At 68.4% G+C, this 16,027-nt stretch carries 14 protein-coding genes; 5 read left to right on the top strand and 9 right to left on the bottom strand.

The window, feature by feature from the left end; translation table 11 throughout:
* Positions 1-110 precede the first annotated feature (110 nt).
* Positions 111-1,406 (top strand): ATP-binding protein, encoded by a 1,296-nt coding sequence (locus DXK93_RS01945; protein ID WP_119449221.1) that lies wholly within the window; start codon positions 111-113, stop codon positions 1,404-1,406.
* Positions 1,407-1,515: 109 nt separating this feature from the next.
* The gene (locus tag DXK93_RS01940) at positions 1,516-1,995 is read left to right on the top strand and encodes a carboxymuconolactone decarboxylase family protein (protein WP_119449220.1); all 480 of its coding nucleotides are present in this window, start codon (positions 1,516-1,518) and stop codon (positions 1,993-1,995) included.
* Here DXK93_RS01940 and DXK93_RS01935 read toward each other — a convergent pair.
* Positions 1,992-3,422 carry a PLP-dependent aminotransferase family protein gene (locus DXK93_RS01935; RefSeq protein ID WP_119449219.1) on the bottom strand — a complete coding sequence of 477 codons (1,431 nt, stop codon included), beginning with the start codon at positions 3,420-3,422 and terminating at the stop codon, positions 1,992-1,994. The two genes, DXK93_RS01940 and DXK93_RS01935, sit on opposite strands and share 4 nt — an antisense overlap.
* Positions 3,423-3,515: 93 nt before the next feature.
* Between DXK93_RS01935 and DXK93_RS01930 the strand changes: the two genes are divergently transcribed.
* From DXK93_RS01930 to DXK93_RS01920, 3 genes are all read left to right on the top strand, one after another.
* On the top strand, positions 3,516-3,962 hold the full coding sequence (locus DXK93_RS01930; RefSeq protein WP_054454331.1) for a GNAT family N-acetyltransferase: 447 nt from the start codon (positions 3,516-3,518) through the stop codon (positions 3,960-3,962).
* The gene (locus DXK93_RS01925; RefSeq protein ID WP_119449218.1) at positions 3,959-4,597 is read left to right on the top strand and encodes an FMN-dependent NADH-azoreductase; all 639 of its coding nucleotides are present in this window, start codon (positions 3,959-3,961) and stop codon (positions 4,595-4,597) included. Before DXK93_RS01930 ends, DXK93_RS01925 begins: the two co-directional genes overlap by 4 nt.
* A 219-nt stretch (positions 4,598-4,816) precedes the next feature.
* A complete protein-coding gene (locus DXK93_RS01920; protein WP_119449217.1) occupies positions 4,817-5,251 on the top strand; it encodes a hypothetical protein in 435 nt (144 codons plus the stop codon).
* Positions 5,252-5,253: 2 nt separating this feature from the next.
* Here the strand turns inward: DXK93_RS01920 and DXK93_RS01915 are convergent, their stop codons facing one another.
* The 8 genes from DXK93_RS01915 to DXK93_RS01880 all read right to left on the bottom strand — a co-directional run bounded on the left by DXK93_RS01915 (position 5,254) and on the right by DXK93_RS01880 (position 16,027).
* Positions 5,254-7,809 carry a fused MFS/spermidine synthase gene (locus tag DXK93_RS01915; RefSeq protein ID WP_119449216.1) on the bottom strand — a complete coding sequence of 852 codons (2,556 nt, stop codon included), beginning with the start codon at positions 7,807-7,809 and terminating at the stop codon, positions 5,254-5,256.
* Positions 7,810-7,884: 75 nt separating this feature from the next.
* A complete protein-coding gene (locus DXK93_RS01910; protein WP_119449215.1) occupies positions 7,885-9,522 on the bottom strand; it encodes an arylsulfatase in 1,638 nt (545 codons plus the stop codon).
* Positions 9,523-9,568: 46 nt separating this feature from the next.
* Positions 9,569-10,567 (bottom strand): HAD family phosphatase, encoded by a 999-nt coding sequence (locus DXK93_RS01905; protein ID WP_119449214.1) that lies wholly within the window; start codon positions 10,565-10,567, stop codon positions 9,569-9,571.
* Complete coding sequence (locus DXK93_RS01900) at positions 10,564-11,985, bottom strand: BatD family protein (RefSeq protein WP_119449213.1); 1,422 nt, start codon at positions 11,983-11,985, stop codon at positions 10,564-10,566. Before DXK93_RS01900 ends, DXK93_RS01905 begins: the two co-directional genes overlap by 4 nt.
* Positions 11,982-13,577 carry a VWA domain-containing protein gene (locus DXK93_RS01895; RefSeq protein ID WP_119449212.1) on the bottom strand — a complete coding sequence of 532 codons (1,596 nt, stop codon included), beginning with the start codon at positions 13,575-13,577 and terminating at the stop codon, positions 11,982-11,984. The genes DXK93_RS01900 and DXK93_RS01895 overlap by 4 nt, the downstream gene beginning before the upstream one ends.
* Complete coding sequence (locus DXK93_RS01890) at positions 13,562-14,584, bottom strand: VWA domain-containing protein (protein WP_119449211.1); 1,023 nt, start codon at positions 14,582-14,584, stop codon at positions 13,562-13,564. The genes DXK93_RS01895 and DXK93_RS01890 overlap by 16 nt, the downstream gene beginning before the upstream one ends.
* A complete protein-coding gene (locus tag DXK93_RS01885) occupies positions 14,571-15,071 on the bottom strand; it encodes a DUF4381 domain-containing protein (protein WP_054454312.1) in 501 nt (166 codons plus the stop codon). The genes DXK93_RS01890 and DXK93_RS01885 overlap by 14 nt, the downstream gene beginning before the upstream one ends.
* Positions 15,068-16,027, bottom strand: a complete 960-nt coding sequence (locus DXK93_RS01880; protein WP_119449210.1) for a DUF58 domain-containing protein — start codon at positions 16,025-16,027, stop codon at positions 15,068-15,070. The genes DXK93_RS01885 and DXK93_RS01880 overlap by 4 nt, the downstream gene beginning before the upstream one ends.

Raw genomic sequence — 16,027 nt, 5'->3', positions numbered from 1 at the left:
AGATGTGTATAAGAGACAGACAAACAACTTTACAAATACCCTACAAATATCGGCGGACTGCCCGGCGGCATGCGCCTAGCATCGCGAGTCCTCATCCGGCCGTATCCCCCATGTTCAAGTTCGCGATCCGCATCTTCGTCGTCGCCGCCATCGGTTATGTCGCGGGGTCGCAGCTGGTGGAACGCAGCTTGATGTATCTGCTGGATTCGGTCAGCGCGGATCTGTCGTACCAGGCTGTCCGGGGACAGATGCATGTGCTGCGCACGGAACTCGACAGCATTGCGCCGGCCGCTCGCGCCGAGCGCCTGCGCGACGACATCCAGCCGCTTTACGGCCTGGGCCTGGGTCTGCTGGCCGATGCCGACGTCACGCCCAGCACAGAGGAACAGCGGCAATTGGCCACGCTGGGCATCATCATGCGCGACGATTACAACGTCTATCTCGCGCCCTTGGCGGGCCAGCCCCGGCAGTGGCTGGAAGTCCGCCTGCCGCGCGCGCCGGTGCTGGAGCGATGGGTCACCGTTGGCGTCTGGACTGCGTTGAGCCTGATCGTGGGCATCATCCTGCTGCTGCTGTGGGCCCTGCCCCTGTGGCGCGACCTGGACCGGCTGCGCAACGCCACGCTGCGCATGGGCCAGGGAGACCTGGGCGCGCGGGTGCGGCTGTCGCGCCTGGCCGGCATGCGGCACGTGGGCGAAAGCTTCAACCAGATGGCCGAGCGCATTTCGGCGCTGGTCGAAAACCAGCGCAGCCTGACCAACGCGGTCTCCCACGAATTGCGCACGCCGCTGGCGCGACTGTCCTTCGAGGTCGCCATGCTGGGCCAGGACCAGCACCTGCCCAAGCGGCACCAGATACTGCGCGACATGCAGGCCGACATCTGCGAACTGGAAACGCTGGTGGCCGAACTGCTGGTCTATGCGCGGCTGGAACGCCCCACCGACGACACCGTCCGGCTGGAAACCGTGGACACCTGCGACTGGCTGGGCGAAGCGCTGGCGCAGGTGGCGCACCAGGCCGAGGCGCGTGCGATCCAGTGCCATGTGCATCGCGACTACCCGCCGCGCGTGCGGCTGCATCCGCGCTACATGAGCCGGGCCTTGCTGAACCTGGTGCAGAACGCGGTGCGCTACGCCAGCCGCCACGTGGAGGTCAAGCTCACCCAGTGCCCGTCGGGCGGCTTCGAGCTGATCGTGGACGACGACGGCGGCGGCATCGCGCCCGCCGACCGGACACGCGTGTTCGAACCCTTCATCCGCCTGGACGAAAGCCGGGACCGCGGCACCGGCGGCGCCGGCCTGGGCCTGGCCATCGTCTGGCGAGTGGCCGCCAGCCACGGCGGCGGTATCGAAATCCACGACAGCCCCCTGGGCGGCGCACGCTTCGTGTTGCGCTGGCCGGCCTGAGCATGGCCCAGGCGAAAACTCCATTTATGGCACTACCTTCCTGGTCCAAGCCGCGGCATCCTGTGGACACGAGATTCCGCTCGGCAACACGCATCGAAAAGGTAGGAACATGACCCAGCGTTTGAATTATTTCCAGGTATCCGAGGAACAGTCCAGGAAGTACCTGGAATTCAGCATGTCGCTGAAGAAGACCCCCATCGTGCAGGAGGTCGGCGAACTGGTGGATATCCGCGCGTCGCAAATCAACGGCTGCGGCTTTTGCCTGGACATGCACGTCAAGCAGGCCCGCATCGCCGGCGAGCGCGAACTGCGCCTGCATCACATCGCCATCTGGCGCGAGTCCACACTGTTCTCGCCGCGCGAGCGCGCCGCGCTGGCCTGGACCGAGGCGGTCACCACCCTGTCGGCGCAGGGCGTATCGGATGCGGTCTATGAGGACGTGCGCGCGCAGCTGTCCGAAAAGGAAATTTCCGACCTGACCCTGCTGGTGGTCGGGATCAACGGCTGGAACCGGCTGAACGTGGCATTGCGCACCGTGCCGGGTTCGGCCGACGCGGCCTACGGCCTGGACAAGGCCGGGCTGAACTAGGACTGCATCAGCTGCAGTATGCGCAGACCCAGTTCACGGGCCTGCGCCTGCGTGGCGATATTGGTGAAGCTGAGCAGCAGCGCCGATTGCCCCTGTGGGGCGGCGTGCCAGCGCGACAATACGCCCGCATACATGCCCTGCTCTTCCATCCGCCCGGCCAACGCCACGTCGCTCTGGCCGTCTTCCAGGCGCGCCACCAGATGCATGCCGCCGGGCTGCGGCTCGATCCGCAGGCGCTGCCCCAGCGCATCATTCAGGCCCGCCACGGTCGCGGCGCGCCGTTCCGCGTACAGCTTGCGCATGCGCTGGATGTGGCGGCCGAAATGGCCTTCGGCCATGAAGGCGCTCAATATGGCCTGGGTCAGGCCAGGCGCAGCGCCCGCCTGCAAGCGCGCGGACTGCGCGAAGCGTCCAGCCTGCGCCTCGGGCACCACCAGATAGGCCAGCCGCAGGCCGGGGAACAACACCTTGCTGAAGGTGCCCGCATACAACACCCGCCCCTGCGTATCCAGGCTCTTCAAGGCCGGCAGCGGACGGCCGACGTAGCGGTATTCGCCGTCGTAATCGTCTTCCACGATCCAGGCCCCGCAGCGTTCGGCCCAGTCCAGCAAGGCCTGCCGGCGCGGCAATGACAAGGACATGCTCAAGGGGCTTTGATGGGCAGGCGTCACCACCGCGCCGCGCGCCCGCCCCGCCCGCTCGATGCCGGCGCCGACCATGATGCCGTCCTGGTCCACCGGCACGGGCACGGGCTTCAAGCGCGCCTGCTCCAGCAGCGCGCGGGTTGGCGGATAGCCTGGATCTTCCATCCAGACCTGGTCGCCGGCTTCGAACAGCGTCTGCAGGATCAGCGCCATCGTGCTGTTGTAGCCGGCGGTGATGAACACCTGCGAGGGCTGGCAATGGATGCCGCGCGCCACCTGCAGATAGGCGGCGGTCGCGCTGCGCAGGGCTGGCAGGCCGCCGCTGGGCGGATAGGCCAGGTCCCCGGCCTGCAGGCCGCGCAGTTGCCGCGCGCCCAGGCGGGCCCAGAGCTTGCGGGGAAATTCATCCAGCGCCGGCAAGCCCATCTGGAACGGCCGCAGGCCCGAGGGTTCGCGCCAGCCCGGGCCGTCGCCGGGCGTCTCGGCAGGAATGGCCACGGCGGGGGGCGGCGCGTGCTGGGGCTGCAGGTCGGGCGCTACCACCGTACCGGCCTGGCCGCGCGCCTGGATATAGCCTTCCGATGCCAGCAGTGAATACGCGACCTCCACCGTGCCGCGCGCCACGCCCATCTCCTTGGCCAGCGCCCGCGCCGATGGAATGCGGTCGCCTGGCTTGAGCGTGCCCTGCGCGATGGCGCCGCGAAAGCGCTCGTAGACCTGGCGGTACAGAGGCTCGGCGCCGTCCGGCGGCATGGGCTGGTCCTGGGGCTGCGGGTTGATCATGGCATAGTCCAGAATTCAATTTATGGCCCTTCTAATTATGGCATGCGGCTCCTAAGATGACTGCACTTGAACCCTGACACCGCCAGTGCATCCATGACCGACGCCACTATGCAACACCTCGAAAGCCCGCAGGACCTGAGGGCCTGCCTGCCGCTCATGCGCGAGCTCAGGCCCCATCTGAAAAACGAAGCCGATTTCGTCGAACGCGTGAGCCGCATGCGCGCCGACGGCTACCGGCTGCTGGCCGCCATGGACCATGGCCAAGCCGTCGCGCTGGCCGGCTACCGCGTGCAGGAAAACCTGATCTACGGCCGCTTTCTGTACGTGGACGACCTGGTGGTGGCGGACGGCCGCCGCGGCGAACGCTGGGGCGCCCGGCTCCTGCAAGCCCTGGACGCCGCCGCGCGCGGCCACGGCTGCGCCCGCCTGGTGCTCGACACCGGCCTGGGCAACGCCCTGGCCCAACGCTTCTATTTCCGCGCCGGTCTGTTGACCAGCGCTATCCGATTCAGCAAATCCCTGGAAACCTCCGCCTCATGAATATCCTGCGCATCATCTGCAGCCCGCGTGGCCGCGCCTCCGAAAGCTATCGCCTGTCGCAAGCCATCGTTGACCAACTCACCGCCGCCGCGCCCGACGCGGCCGTGGTCGACGTCGACGCGACCGCCCTGTCCCTGGTCGACTCCGACTACGCCGCCACGCTGAGTGCGCGCCAGGACCCCACGGACGGACGCGAGAATCGGGGCGCGCTGGGCCGCTCAACCGAACTGATCCAGTCCCTGCAGGCCGCGACCCACGTCGTCATCGCGACTCCGATGCACAACTTCACCGTGCCGGCATCGTTGAAAACCTGGATCGACCACGTGGTGCGGGTGCGCAGCACCTTCCAGATCACGGCGCGCGGCAAGGAAGGCAGCCTGGAGGACCGTCCGGTATACGTGGCGATCTCGTCCGGCGGCGACTTCGGCTGCGACGGGCAAAGCCAGCCGGACTTTCTCACGCCTTATCTTAGGCACGTGCTGGGCACGATGGGCCTGAAGAACGTGATGTTCTTTTCGGTGCAGGGCACGGCGCGGGGCGCGGAGGCGTTGCAGGCGGCCCGCGCGCAGGCGCAATCGGAGATCGTCGCGCATCCGTTCGCGGCGGGTCTGCATCCGGAATTCGCGGCAGCTTGATCGCGCCGGGGCTGGTGCCCGCGCATCATGGCGCGCGCACCAAGCCGCCTCATGCTTAGGAATAGCGCCGGCGCCGAGCCCGCTTACGCAAGAAGTATTAGGCAATCGGGCTGCGTTGACACCCCCAAATAGCCGGCACTACGCTCTTGGCCAGAACCCTCTCGCCTGACCAGACTACGCCGTACTTCCTCATTCGGGCATGGGTGCAGGAGGCGTGCAATGACACTGACCAGTCCCGGTATTTTCCTGGCGGCCGCGCTTGCGCTGTGGGTCCTCGCCGCGCCGCGCGCCGAGGCGGCCTGCAGCGACAAGAAGATCGTGGCGATGGCCAACGACGGCCGCACGGTCAATGCCATTGCCAAAGCCTGCAGCATGCCGACGGCCAAGGTCCGGGGCGTGATCGAGCGCGCCGATGCGAACGACGAAGCGCCGCCGCCCGCGCCCAAGGCCAAGGCCGAACGCGCCGCTGTGCCGGAACTGCCCAAGAAGCTGCCGTCCGGCGCCGGCCTTGCCTCATGCGATTGCCAGGGCATGGTGCCCTATGGCGAACGGGCGCCGGACCTGCGCTGCCAGAGCGGCATGTCGATGGCGACGCCCTGCGCGGGCTATTGCTCGCCCCACGGGGTCGCGCCATGGCGTCGCATATGTAGTTAGCCCTACTGCCTGGCGCTGGGCATGAACCAGCGGTAGTAGGCGTTGTCGCCATCATCGCGCGCCAGCTTGTTCATTTCCCTGCCCCAGGTTTCACGATCCCCCACATAGGCCGCCAGCGACGCCCGGTAGAACGTGTCGAGCCGCGCCCGCTCCAGTTCCATGTCGGTGCGCAGCACGTCGGACGCGCCGGTCAGCGGCGGTTCGCTGCGCAGGGCCAGCAGCGCGGGCAGGACGCGCGCCACTTCGCGCGGGCGGACCCAGGTCGCGTACTCGATGCCCGGGCGGTCGTCGGTCACGGCCGGGGTATCGCCGGCAAAGCGCGCCAGGCCTTCCCGGTCCGTGACCCAGGTGGACAACAAGGCGGCGGCGGATGGCACGCCCACAGCCTGCAACGCGGCGGCGGTGTCGGGCTGGCCGTAGCGCGCCTGGATGCGGGCCGCGTCCAGCGTCAGCGGCTGCATGGAACCCAGCAGCAGCATTTCATGCAGTTCGCTGGTCCAGAGCTGGGCATGCGGAAACACCTGGATGAAGCTGGCGATGAGCGCGCGGGTGTCGTCTTCGTTCTGCGTGGGCAGCGGCAGCCATTGCGCCACGATGCCTTGCGGCGCCAGCCGGCTTGCGGCCAGTTGGTAGAAGTCGCGGGAATACAGATTCACCACGCCCGCGGCGGAAGGCGGCGGCGGCTCCAGCGTGATCAGGTCCCAGCGTTCGGCGCTGGCCTGCAGCTCGCGGCGTCCGTCGCGCAGCCGCTTGTCCAGGCCAGGATCGGTGGCGGCCTGGAACGTACCCTGGAAGTGCGGCGCGGCGCGCAGCACGGCTGGCAGCAGCTCGGCGACCGCCCGCTTTTCCAGCCCGCGGTATTGCGACAAGGCGCCCGCCGTGATGCCGGTGCCGTAGCCCACGACCAGCGCGGACTTGGGTTCGCCCGCATGCACGATCAAGGGCAGCAGCGCCTGCAGCCGCATGTAGCGCAGCGAAGGCATGGCGTCGCCCGAATTCGATACGCCCTGGATATAGAGCCGGTGGAAGCGGTTGCCGTTGCCGGCGCGCTCGACCACGGCCACGGTGCCGCCATGGCTTTCCTCGTAGAACACCAGGCCCGCGCCGCTCGCCCCCGGCAGTAGCCGCGCAAACTGGTCTGCCGGCAGCGTGGCGATCAGCGCCAGGGTGGCGAGGCCCGCGATGCCGGTGGCCCACCCGGTGGCGGCGCGGCCGTCCGCACGCCCGCGCCAGGCGGCAACGGCGCCCACCGCCGCGGCGATGGCCGCCAGCATGCTCAGCGTGCGTACCAGCCCCAGGGCGGGCAACAGCAGGAATCCCGTCAACAAGGTGCCCGCGATGCCGCCCAGCGTGTTGCAGGCGAGCACGGCCCCGGCTTCCCGCCCCACCTGCCGGTCGCCCACCGCGATACGCAGCACGGCGGGAAACGCCGCGCCCAGCAGCAGCGTGGGCGCCAACACCAGGCTGGCCGCCGCTACCGCGAAGCGCGCGCACATGCCGGCAAAGCCGCTGCCCGTCCATTGGTAGACCGCCGCTTCCGCCTGCGTCTGGGCCACGATCAGCCATTTGCCCAGCAAGGCCACCTCCAGCACCGCGATCAGGCCTGCGCCAGCGATCAGGAAGCCGAACACCGGCCAGGGATTGCGCACGCGATGGGCCCAGCGCGCATAGAGCGCCGCGCCGATGGCCAGCCCGGCCAGATAGGTGGCCAGCACGATGGCGAAGGCGAAGGCGCGTGTGCTCATGAAGGGCACGATCATCTGCGACCAGATCACTTCGTAGCCCAGCGCCACCGCGCCAGCCACCGCGTACAGCGCCACGGCCAGGCGCGCCTCGCCCGACAAGGGCGCCGCAGCGGCCTGCGGATTGTCGGCGGGCGTCGCGCTGTCGCCTGCCCTGCGGTCCAGCATCCAGGCGCCCAGCGCCGCCAGCACGTTGAGCGAGGCCGCGGCCAGCGCCGCACCTTGCACGCCGAAGCGCGGAATCAGGAAGAACGCGGGCAGCAATGCGCCCAGGATGGCGCCGCAGGTATTCGCGGCATACATCGCCCCGCCAGAGCGGCTCACGTCCGCGCCCTGCTGCCGGCTCACGGCGCGCAGCAGCACCGGCAAGGTGCCGCCCATCAAGAATGCGGGGACGGCCAGCAGCAGCCCTACCGCCAGCCAGGCCGCCAGGCTGCTATGGGCCTCGACCGCGACAAAGGCGGCGGCGCTGCGCGCCAGCAGCCATGTCACGGCGACGCAGGACAGCGCCACGCCCGCTTCCAGCATGGCGTAGAAGCGTACCGGGCGCCGCAACTGGTCCGCCTTGCGGCCCAACAGCCAGCCGCCCAGCGCCAGGCCCAGGAAGAATGCGCTGACAGCGCCGGCGATGGCGCTGACCTCCACGCCCACCACCAGCGACAACTGCTTGATCCACAGCACCTGGAACACCAGGGCCGCCGTTCCGGACAGGAACAGCAGCGCGGCCGGCCGGACCGCCGTCAGGGCGCGCCCTTGCGCCGCCTTGTCGTCCACATCATGTCCCTGCATCGCTGCCTCGCTTGCCCCCATGCCCATCATGCTGCTCCTGCTGCGTTGCCGGGCGGCGCGACAGGCGCCGCCCGGTACTGTCCCGGCTTGCGCCGGAACCGGCTACTTCGACTTCTGTTTCTCCATATCTTCGAAGTGTTTCTCCATAGCCTTGTTCACCCGCTCCTGCACCTGGTCCACACTGAAGCTGGCCGGCCGCTGGCTGGGCGGATAGGTAATGAAGGTCTCCAGGAACGCTGACGCCTTCATGGTGGCGATGGCCGTCAGGTAGGAGTTTTTGGCCAGCCAGTCGTTGTACTGATCCGAGGTGATGTCGGCACGCTCATACGGATCCATGCGCAGGTTGAAGATTTTCGGCACGCGCAGGCAGACGAAGGGATCCTGCCAGACGTTGAAGTTCCCCGGCGCGCGCTGTTCGCAAAACACGGCCTTCCAATCGCCCCAACGCATGCCTACCAGCAAGCCGTCGTCGTTGAAGTAGAAGAACTCGTCGCGCGCACTCTTGTCCTGCTTGCCAGTCAAATAGCCCAGCTGGTTGTAGCCGTCCAGATGCACCTTGAACTTGGTGCCGCCGGCCTGCGGCGCCCAGCCGTCCAGCAGCCGTTCCTTCACGTTGGCGTCGCCGGTGGCGGCCAGCAGGGTCGGGAACCAGTCCATGCCGGATACCATGCCGCGCTTGACTTCCCCGGCGGGAATCTTGCCAGGCCAACGGACCATGGCTGGCACGCGGAACGCGCCTTCCCAGTTGGAGTCCTTTTCGCTGCGGAATGGCGTAGTGGCGGCATCCGGCCAGGTGAAGGCGTTGGGTCCGTTGTCGGTGGTGTAGACGACGATGGTGTTGTCGGCGATGCCCATGTCGTCCAGCTTCTTCAAAAGCTTGCCCACGTCCTGGTCATGCTCCCACATGCCATCGGCGTAGTCATTGCCGGGCATGCCGCTCTTGCCCTTGTGTTCGGGCCGGATATGCGTATAGATGTGCATGCGCGTGGTGTTCATCCACACGAAGAACGGCTTGTCTTCCTTGCCGTGCTTGTCGATGTACTCGATAGCGGCGCCAACGGTTTCGTCGTCGATGGTCTCCATGCGCTTGGTGGTCAAGGCGCCCGTGTCCTGTACCTTGCCGTCGGCCGTGGCCTTGATCACGCCGCGCGGAGAAAAGTTCTTCACGTAGGGATCGTTGGGGTCCTTGGGCCAGTACGGACGCTCGGGCTCTTCTTCGGCATTCAAGTGATACAGGTTGCCAAAGAACTCGTCGAAGCCATGGCGCGTCGGCAAGTATTCGTCGCGGTCGCCAAGATGGTTCTTACCAAACTGCGCGGTGTTGTAGCCCTGCGACTTCAAGGCCTCGGCTATGGTGATGTCGCCCTTCTGCAACCCGACCGTCGCGCCGGGTGCGCCGACCTTGGACAAGCCGGTACGCAGTGGCGATTGACCCGTGATGAAGGACGAGCGGCCTGCCGTGCAGCTGTTCTCGGCGTAGTAATCCGTGAACATCGCGCCTTCCTTGGCGATGCGGTCGATATTGGGCGTCTGATAGCCGACCACGCCGTGCGCATAGGCGCTGATATTCGCCTGCCCGATGTCGTCGCCGAAGATCACCAGGATGTTCGGCTTCTTGCCCGATGCCGCCGCCTGGCCCTGATTGGCCACAGGCGCCTGGGTCTGCGCCTGCGCGCTTGCCAGTGCCATAAGGCCTGTTGCGGCGAAGAGCGCCGCGCTCAACAGTTTTCTTGCGTTCATCGCTATCTCCTGACCCTCGCGGGCGGTTCCCAATCACGTAAACGAATCACTGTGTTTCAAATGCGTATACCCTTCTCCACTCCTTTGCCATGTCTACGATTACCCAACCTTTTTGTTGCGCTTCATCCAGCGCGCGGTCCAGCCTGCCGATCTTGGAATCCCGGTCATAGGCCCATTCGCGCCGGGCGTCGGTGTGATGCACCAGGCCCGCGAAGCGCTTGCCGCTGCCCGCCGCTGTCCACTGCAGCATCTGCAGGTCGCCGTCCGAATTGCCGAAGGCGAATATGGGCTGGCGGCCGATGAACTTGTTGATGGCCACGGGCTTGCCCGGGCCGTCGTCGTTGAAGTCGAGCTTGGGCGTGCGCATCAGCACGGGCTTGCCGTCCTGCATCTGGAACTCGGTGACGAACGTGGTGCCTATCACCTGTTCGGGCGGAATGCCGTAGACGTCCTGCGCCCAGGCCCGCATGAATTCCACTTCGCCGCCCGACACGATGTAAGTCTTGAAGCCGTTGCCGCGCAGATAGTCCAGCAACTCCAGCATCGGCGCATAGATCATGCTGGTGTAAGGCTGCTTGAAGCGCGGATGGCGCGCGGTCTTGATCCATTGCCGGACCTCCGCGCCGAAGGCCTGCGTCGTCATGTTGGTATGGGTGGCGCCCACGATCTTCAGCAGTCCTTCGGTGCCCGAGGCGGCAAGCGCCTGGCGGTCGCCTTCGATCGCGGCCTTGTAGGGTTGCTCGGTCGACCATTCGGGATGCTGCGGCGCCATGGCCTTGACCTGGTCCAGCGCGAAGATCAGCTGGAAGTACAGAGGTTGCTCGCTCCATAGCGTGCCGTCGTTGTCGAACACCGCGATGCGGTCGGCCGGCGCTACATAGTCCGGGCTGCCCTCCGTCGTGACGGCTTGCACGAATCCAAGAATGGCCTGGCGCGAAGGCCCTTCGTTCCAGGAAGGCAGCGGCGTCTGCGCGTGCGCCAGCCCGGCCAGGAGCACCAGGAGCAGCAGCGCGAACCAGCGGCGGGCAAGCAAAGGCGTCGTCATGGGAGATCTCCTGGAATTTCGGCGGGCGGCAAGCCCGCAAGTCCGCGCGATGTTGCGGCCGGACGGGGATTCAGCGTAGGCAGGTCTTGCGCGCCGCCCTCTCGTACCGGTGCGCGCAAGGCACGGCGCCAACGCGGGAACATCCCGCTCAATCCGCGCCAGCCGCGCGCCGCGTCCGGCTCCCCGCCATAGCAGGCTCGCAGCGCATCGTCTGCGGATTGGCGCAGCGCCGGGTCCAGGCCGGCCGTCCCCTGCGCGATCGTGGCTGCGCCGCAAGCTCGGCGCAGCCATGCGTATAGCGCGTCCATGCGCGGCTGGGGCTGCGCCAACAAGCGTCGCAAGGTCATTGCCGCATAGGGTTCGGAGGCGTGCCATTGTTCGCGCCGCGCCCGCAGTCCGGCCCGCAGGCGGGCCAATGTCCGCCGCAACCAGGGCGCACCCAGCCACCAGGCCAACGCCGCCAGCGCCGCGCCCGCGGCCAGCGCCAGCCATCCTCCCGGAACGCGCACCTGCACTTGCCGGCCCATGTCGCGCAGGTCCTGTTCGACCGAGAATGGCGCCTGGTAGGCGGCGCCCGCCCGCGCTTCGAAGCGTTGCGCGGGCAGCGTGACGCGCTCTTCCTTGTTGGCCGCGACGTTCCACCAGCGGATTTCCACCGCCGGCAGTTCATGGGCGCCGCCGCTTTCGATCACATAGTCCAGGCGGTCGATGCGCTGTCCGCCGAGGAAACCGCCGCGGCTGTCGGACATCTGCGTCAATTCGGGTTCGGACGGGTACAGCTTGAGGCCCTGCACGGCGGCCGCGGCAGGCGGCGGGATCAGCATGGCCTGGGCGCCCTGGGCCTGCACGGTGATGACGCGGCTGACGTGGTCGCCGACGGCGGGAGGCTCGGCCGAATAGCGGATCTGCTGGGTCGCCTGGACCGAGTTTGCCGCCAGGACATGACCGGCCACCCCGCCTGGCGGTCCGGCGGCGCGCGCCTCGAACGGGCGCGTCTGCGCAACCAGGGGCGCAGTCGCCTGCCCCACCTGCGCGCTGACCCGGATGGCCGGCACGCGCAGGTCGCCCGCCGCCTCGGGACTGACCAGATAGGCGTAGCGCAATCCGCTGTAGGCCACGCCGCCGATGGTGGCGCGGATGATGGTGGCCTGCCCTGACGGCCCCGACACCAGCGCGCCAGGGATGTCCAGGGCCGGCATCTGCGGGGGCTGGGTGAACCAGGTCGACGTCAACACGTCCACCTGCAGGATGGCGGTGGCGCCAGCCATCAGGTCGCCCGATGCCGCTATGCGCGCCTCGGCGTGCAGCTGCGGCCCGCCATCCGCCTGCTGGGCTCGCGCCACGCCGACGCACAGGCCCAGTTGCAGCAACAGCAGCAGGCCCAGGCAACGCAGCAGCGCGGCATGGCGGTGCATCATGGCTGCCTCCCCTGCGCCGGCGCGGCCTTGCGTGCGTCTTCGATCGCGAATTTCTGCTTCAGAAAGCCGGCCGGCGACAGGCTCAGGTTGCGCAGCCAGACCTCGTCGGACGCGGCTTGCGGCGCCTGCGTGCGGATCATCTTGCCCGCGCCCTTGTCGCTGTCCACGCGGGTCTCGTCCGGTTTCTCCGAGTCGTCGTCCTGTTGCTCGCTTTCGGCGGCGGCGATCAATCTGGCGACCAGTTCGCGGTTTTCGCGCGCCTCGGGAAAATCCGGCCGCAGGCGCAGCGCCTGGTCGTACGCCGCCAGCGCGGCGTCGTAGCTGCGCAGACGGACCTGGGTATTGCCCAGATAGAAGTCGCCTTCGGGCGTTTCCAGTTTGGCGAATGCGGCCAGCGCCGCCTGATAGTCGCCGGCGTCATAGGCGGCGCGACCCTTCCAGTAAGGATCGGCATACAAGGCGGCAGCCTCGGCATAGCGCTCGTGTTCATAGGCCCAGCGGCCCTGCTGGTCGGGCGTGAAAAAGGCGTCGGCCAGCGCGCCTGCTTCCGCGCGCGGGGTATGCAGCGTAGCCGTGGCGGCGAGCAGCAGGCAGGCCGTCCAGTTGATGTTCCAGCCGCGCCGCAGCGCCAGCAATGCCAGCAGCGCCAGCGGCCAGCACAACCAATAGCCGGCGTCCTTCCAGTGCAGCGGCTTGTCCGCGTCCTGCACCTCCTGGAAGTGCCGTTCGGCATGCAGCGTCACCCAGTCCAGGTCGTCGTCGTTCAGGGTCAGGCTGCCCAGCGGCGCGCGGGCGGCTTGCGCCAGCTGTTTCAGCGCATCCTCGTCGAAACTGCCCAGCAAGGGCCGGCCCTGCGCGTCGAGGCGCGGCTGGCCGCGGGCGTCGCGCACCACGCCGCCATCGCGCGTGCCTGCCGCCCACACCAGGATCTGGAAGGAATTGGCCCGCGCCAGGCGCTCGACTTCGGCCAGCTGGCCGGTGTCCGCACCGTCCGTCACCAGCAGCAGGGTGCCGCCCGCCTCGCCCGATTGCAGCAGGCTCGCGGCCAGCGAGATCGCGCCCGCTGCATCCTTGCCGGGCGCGGCGATGAGCCCGGTGGACAGGGCCTGCACGAACATGTCGGGCAAGGCAGGGTCGTCGGTCGGCGGCAACACCAGATGCGCCGAGCCGGCATAGGCGATCAGGCCGGTCTTGGCGCCTGCGCGCCGTTTCAGCAGATCGCGCAGCTTGCGTTTGGCGGCCTCCAGCCGGCTGGGCGGCAGATCCGCCGCGTCCATCGAGGGCGACAGGTCGACCGCCGCGATCAGGGGCGCAAGATTGTCCAGGAAGGCCGGGCGGTCCTGCTGCCACGTCGGCCCGGCAGCGGCGATGCCGCCCAGCGCCAGCAAGGCGGCCAGCAGTTGCGCGGGCCGCGGCCCGCGGCTGCCCTGCGTGCGCACCGTCAGGTATGGCAGCAGCGCCGGCGCGATGTTGCTGCGCCAGCCGAGCCGGCCGTCCTCGTCGCGCCGCCGCCAAAGCACAAAGGCCGCGGCCGCGACCGCCAGCAGCCACCAGGGGCGCAGGAAATGGAAGGCGCTCAGGTCGATTTCCATCCGCCCTCCTCCACGCGCGCATCCCCTTGCGGCCGGGCGTCGCGCCGCCGGCCGCGCAGCGCCGCGGCCAAGTGCCAGCCAGCCAGCAGCAACAGCGCAAGGCCCAGCGGCACCCAGAAGAAATCCTGCTTCGGCTGGTGGCGCAATTCGCGCACCTCATGCGGCGTGATGCGGTCCAGTTCGGCGTAGACCTGCCGTAGCGACGTCTGGTCTTGCGCCTGGAAAAAGCGGCCCCCGGTCTTGGCTGCGATCGCGCGCAAGGCGTCGAAATCGACCTTCTCCTCGCCCTGCGCCTGCGGATCGCCTATGCCCACGGTATGCACGACGATATGGCGCGCGGCCGCCATGGCCGCGGCGCGGTCCGGCGGCACGTCGCTGCCGGTATCGTTGCCGTCCGTCAGCAGGATCAGGACCTGGTCGTGTTCGCCGGCATGCTCGAACTGCTTGATCGCCACGCCGATGGCATCGCCGATGGCGGTATTGGGCCCGGCCATGCGCGTGCTTACCTGGCCGAGCAGCAGCTTGAGCGTGGCATGGTCCTGGGTCAGCGGCGCCTGGGGATAGGCGGCGGTGCCGAACACGATCAGTCCAAGCCGGTCGTCCTTGCGGCGGTCGATGAAATCGGCCACCACGGCCTTGACGCCGCTCAAGCGGTCCTCGCGGCGGCCGTCCGGCGCCACGAAGTCCTCGGTCTCCATGGATTGCGAGATATCGATGGCCAGCAGCAGGTCGCGCACCGGCTGGCGATGCTCCAGCGGCGGCTCGACCCGTTCGGGCCGCGCCAGCGCCAGGATCAGCAGCAGCCACACCAGCGCGTTCAAGGCCAGTTGCCAGCGGTCGCCGCGCACGCCGGGGCGCTGCGGCGTCTGGCCGGTGCTGCGCGCCACCGATTCGAAGAATGGAATGCGTACGGCGCTACGCCGCTGCACATACGGCGGCAGATAGCGGTACGCCAGCCAGCCCAGCGGCAGCAGCGCCAGCAGCCAGGGATATTCAAGCCGCCACATGGTGACGCTCCATCCATTGCCGGCTGGCGGCGAACAAGGTCCGCACGCGCGCGGGGTCGATGGCCCGCAAGGTCTCGGGCGGCGCATACGCCAGCGCGCGCAGCAGCACGGCCGCGTCGGGCGGAAACACGGCCACGCCGGCATCCATGAAGGCGACCCACTCCGCGCCTTGCAGCGCGCCGACCCGGTCGCGGTCCGCTGCCGCCACCGACGACAGGCCGACGCGCTTGAGCAGATCCGGCAAGGCGCGTGCGGCCAGGGGATCCGCCTGTGTTTCGCGCCGCAGCGCTTCCAGCATGCGCAGCCCTGCGCGGCGGTAGCCATTGCGTCGGTGGCGGCGCGCCATCCGCCACGCGGCCCATGTGGCCAGCGCCAGCACCACGGCCAGCACGACCAGCCAGCCCCAGGTCTGCGGCCAGTAGCTGACCGGCTCGGGCAGCGGCAACTGACGCAGCTGTTCGATGGAAGGAGCGGCGTCGGCGTTCATGTCCGGCCCCTGGTTTGCGCGCGGCTGGCCTGGCGGCCGAGCTCGCGGCGCAACTGCGCCACGGTGTCGTCCGCCGTATCGATGGACAAGAGCGGCACGCGGCTGCGGCGCAGCAGCTCGGCCACGTCGTGCAGGCGTCCTGAAAAGAAGTCCGACAGCGGCTCGCGTACCTGCTTGCGATCCGCGGCGACTTCGACCTGCAGCTCGCCCTGCGTCACCACCAGCCGGCCGCTCAGGGGAATGCGCAACGCCAGCGGGTCATACACCAGCGTTGCGACCACATCGTTATGCGCGGCCAGCGTGCGCAAGAGGCGCAAGGTAGCGTCATCGGCGCCGGCAAAATCGCTGATCAGGCAGACCAGGCAATCGTGCGGCGCGTGCGCCAGCGCCCCTTGCAGCGCTTCGTTCAGCCGTCCGGACGCGTCCACATCGGGTTGGTCCGCGCCCATGGACTGGCTGCGCCGCGCAATGGCGGCGAACAGGGCCTGGATGCGTTCGCGGCTGCGCAGCGGACGCACGTTGTCGATGCCCGCATCGCTGAACACCAGGCCGCCCACGCGGTCCCCCGCCAGATAGGCCATCCAGGCCGACAGCGCCGCGATGCGCGCGGCCACGACAGACTTGAAGCTGCGCACCGAACCGAAATACATGCCCATGCGCTGATCCACCACCACCAGCGCCGGCCGGTCGCGCTCCTCGCTGTAGGTGCGCACATAGGGCTTGCCCAACCGCTGCGAGGCGCGCCAGTCCAGCTGGCGCAGATCGTCTCCGGGCAGATAGCGGCGCAGCTCCTCGAAGTCCAGGCCGCGCCCGCGCAGGCGCGAGCCATGCTGGCCGGCCAGTATGCTGCGCACCGGCTGGCGGCTGAAGAACCCCAGGCCGCGCGCGGCAGGTTCCAGCGCCATCAGGTCCTTGATGTGGACCTGGACTTCCGGGGAAGGAGCGGCGGAAGGCAT

It is taken from the genome of Achromobacter sp. K91 (assembly GCF_003576205.1).
GTDB classification, from domain to species: domain Bacteria; phylum Pseudomonadota; class Gammaproteobacteria; order Burkholderiales; family Burkholderiaceae_B; genus Achromobacter; species Achromobacter aegrifaciens.
The sequence above is the reverse complement of the archived record's forward strand: the minus strand, read 5'-3'. Positions and strand labels throughout refer to the sequence as shown.

What these genes read in the sequence shown, in the direction of transcription:
- DXK93_RS01945 (WP_119449221.1), top strand. Translation starts at nt 111, where the DNA reads ATGTTCAAGTTCGCGATCCGCATCTTCGTCGTCGCCGCCATCGGTTAT.
- DXK93_RS01940 (WP_119449220.1), top strand. Translation starts at nt 1,516, where the DNA reads ATGACCCAGCGTTTGAATTATTTCCAGGTATCCGAGGAACAGTCCAGG.
- DXK93_RS01935 (WP_119449219.1), bottom strand. Translation starts at nt 3,422, where the DNA reads ATGATCAACCCGCAGCCCCAGGACCAGCCCATGCCGCCGGACGGCGCC.
- DXK93_RS01930 (WP_054454331.1), top strand. Translation starts at nt 3,516, where the DNA reads ATGACCGACGCCACTATGCAACACCTCGAAAGCCCGCAGGACCTGAGG.
- DXK93_RS01925 (WP_119449218.1), top strand. Translation starts at nt 3,959, where the DNA reads ATGAATATCCTGCGCATCATCTGCAGCCCGCGTGGCCGCGCCTCCGAA.
- DXK93_RS01920 (WP_119449217.1), top strand. Translation starts at nt 4,817, where the DNA reads ATGACACTGACCAGTCCCGGTATTTTCCTGGCGGCCGCGCTTGCGCTG.
- DXK93_RS01915 (WP_119449216.1), bottom strand. Translation starts at nt 7,809, where the DNA reads ATGGGCATGGGGGCAAGCGAGGCAGCGATGCAGGGACATGATGTGGAC.
- DXK93_RS01910 (WP_119449215.1), bottom strand. Translation starts at nt 9,522, where the DNA reads ATGAACGCAAGAAAACTGTTGAGCGCGGCGCTCTTCGCCGCAACAGGC.
- DXK93_RS01905 (WP_119449214.1), bottom strand. Translation starts at nt 10,567, where the DNA reads ATGACGACGCCTTTGCTTGCCCGCCGCTGGTTCGCGCTGCTGCTCCTG.
- DXK93_RS01900 (WP_119449213.1), bottom strand. Translation starts at nt 11,985, where the DNA reads ATGATGCACCGCCATGCCGCGCTGCTGCGTTGCCTGGGCCTGCTGCTG.
- DXK93_RS01895 (WP_119449212.1), bottom strand. Translation starts at nt 13,577, where the DNA reads ATGGAAATCGACCTGAGCGCCTTCCATTTCCTGCGCCCCTGGTGGCTG.
- DXK93_RS01890 (WP_119449211.1), bottom strand. Translation starts at nt 14,584, where the DNA reads ATGTGGCGGCTTGAATATCCCTGGCTGCTGGCGCTGCTGCCGCTGGGC.
- DXK93_RS01885 (WP_054454312.1), bottom strand. Translation starts at nt 15,071, where the DNA reads ATGAACGCCGACGCCGCTCCTTCCATCGAACAGCTGCGTCAGTTGCCG.
- DXK93_RS01880 (WP_119449210.1), bottom strand. Translation starts at nt 16,027, where the DNA reads ATGCCTTCCGCCGCTCCTTCCCCGGAAGTCCAGGTCCACATCAAGGAC.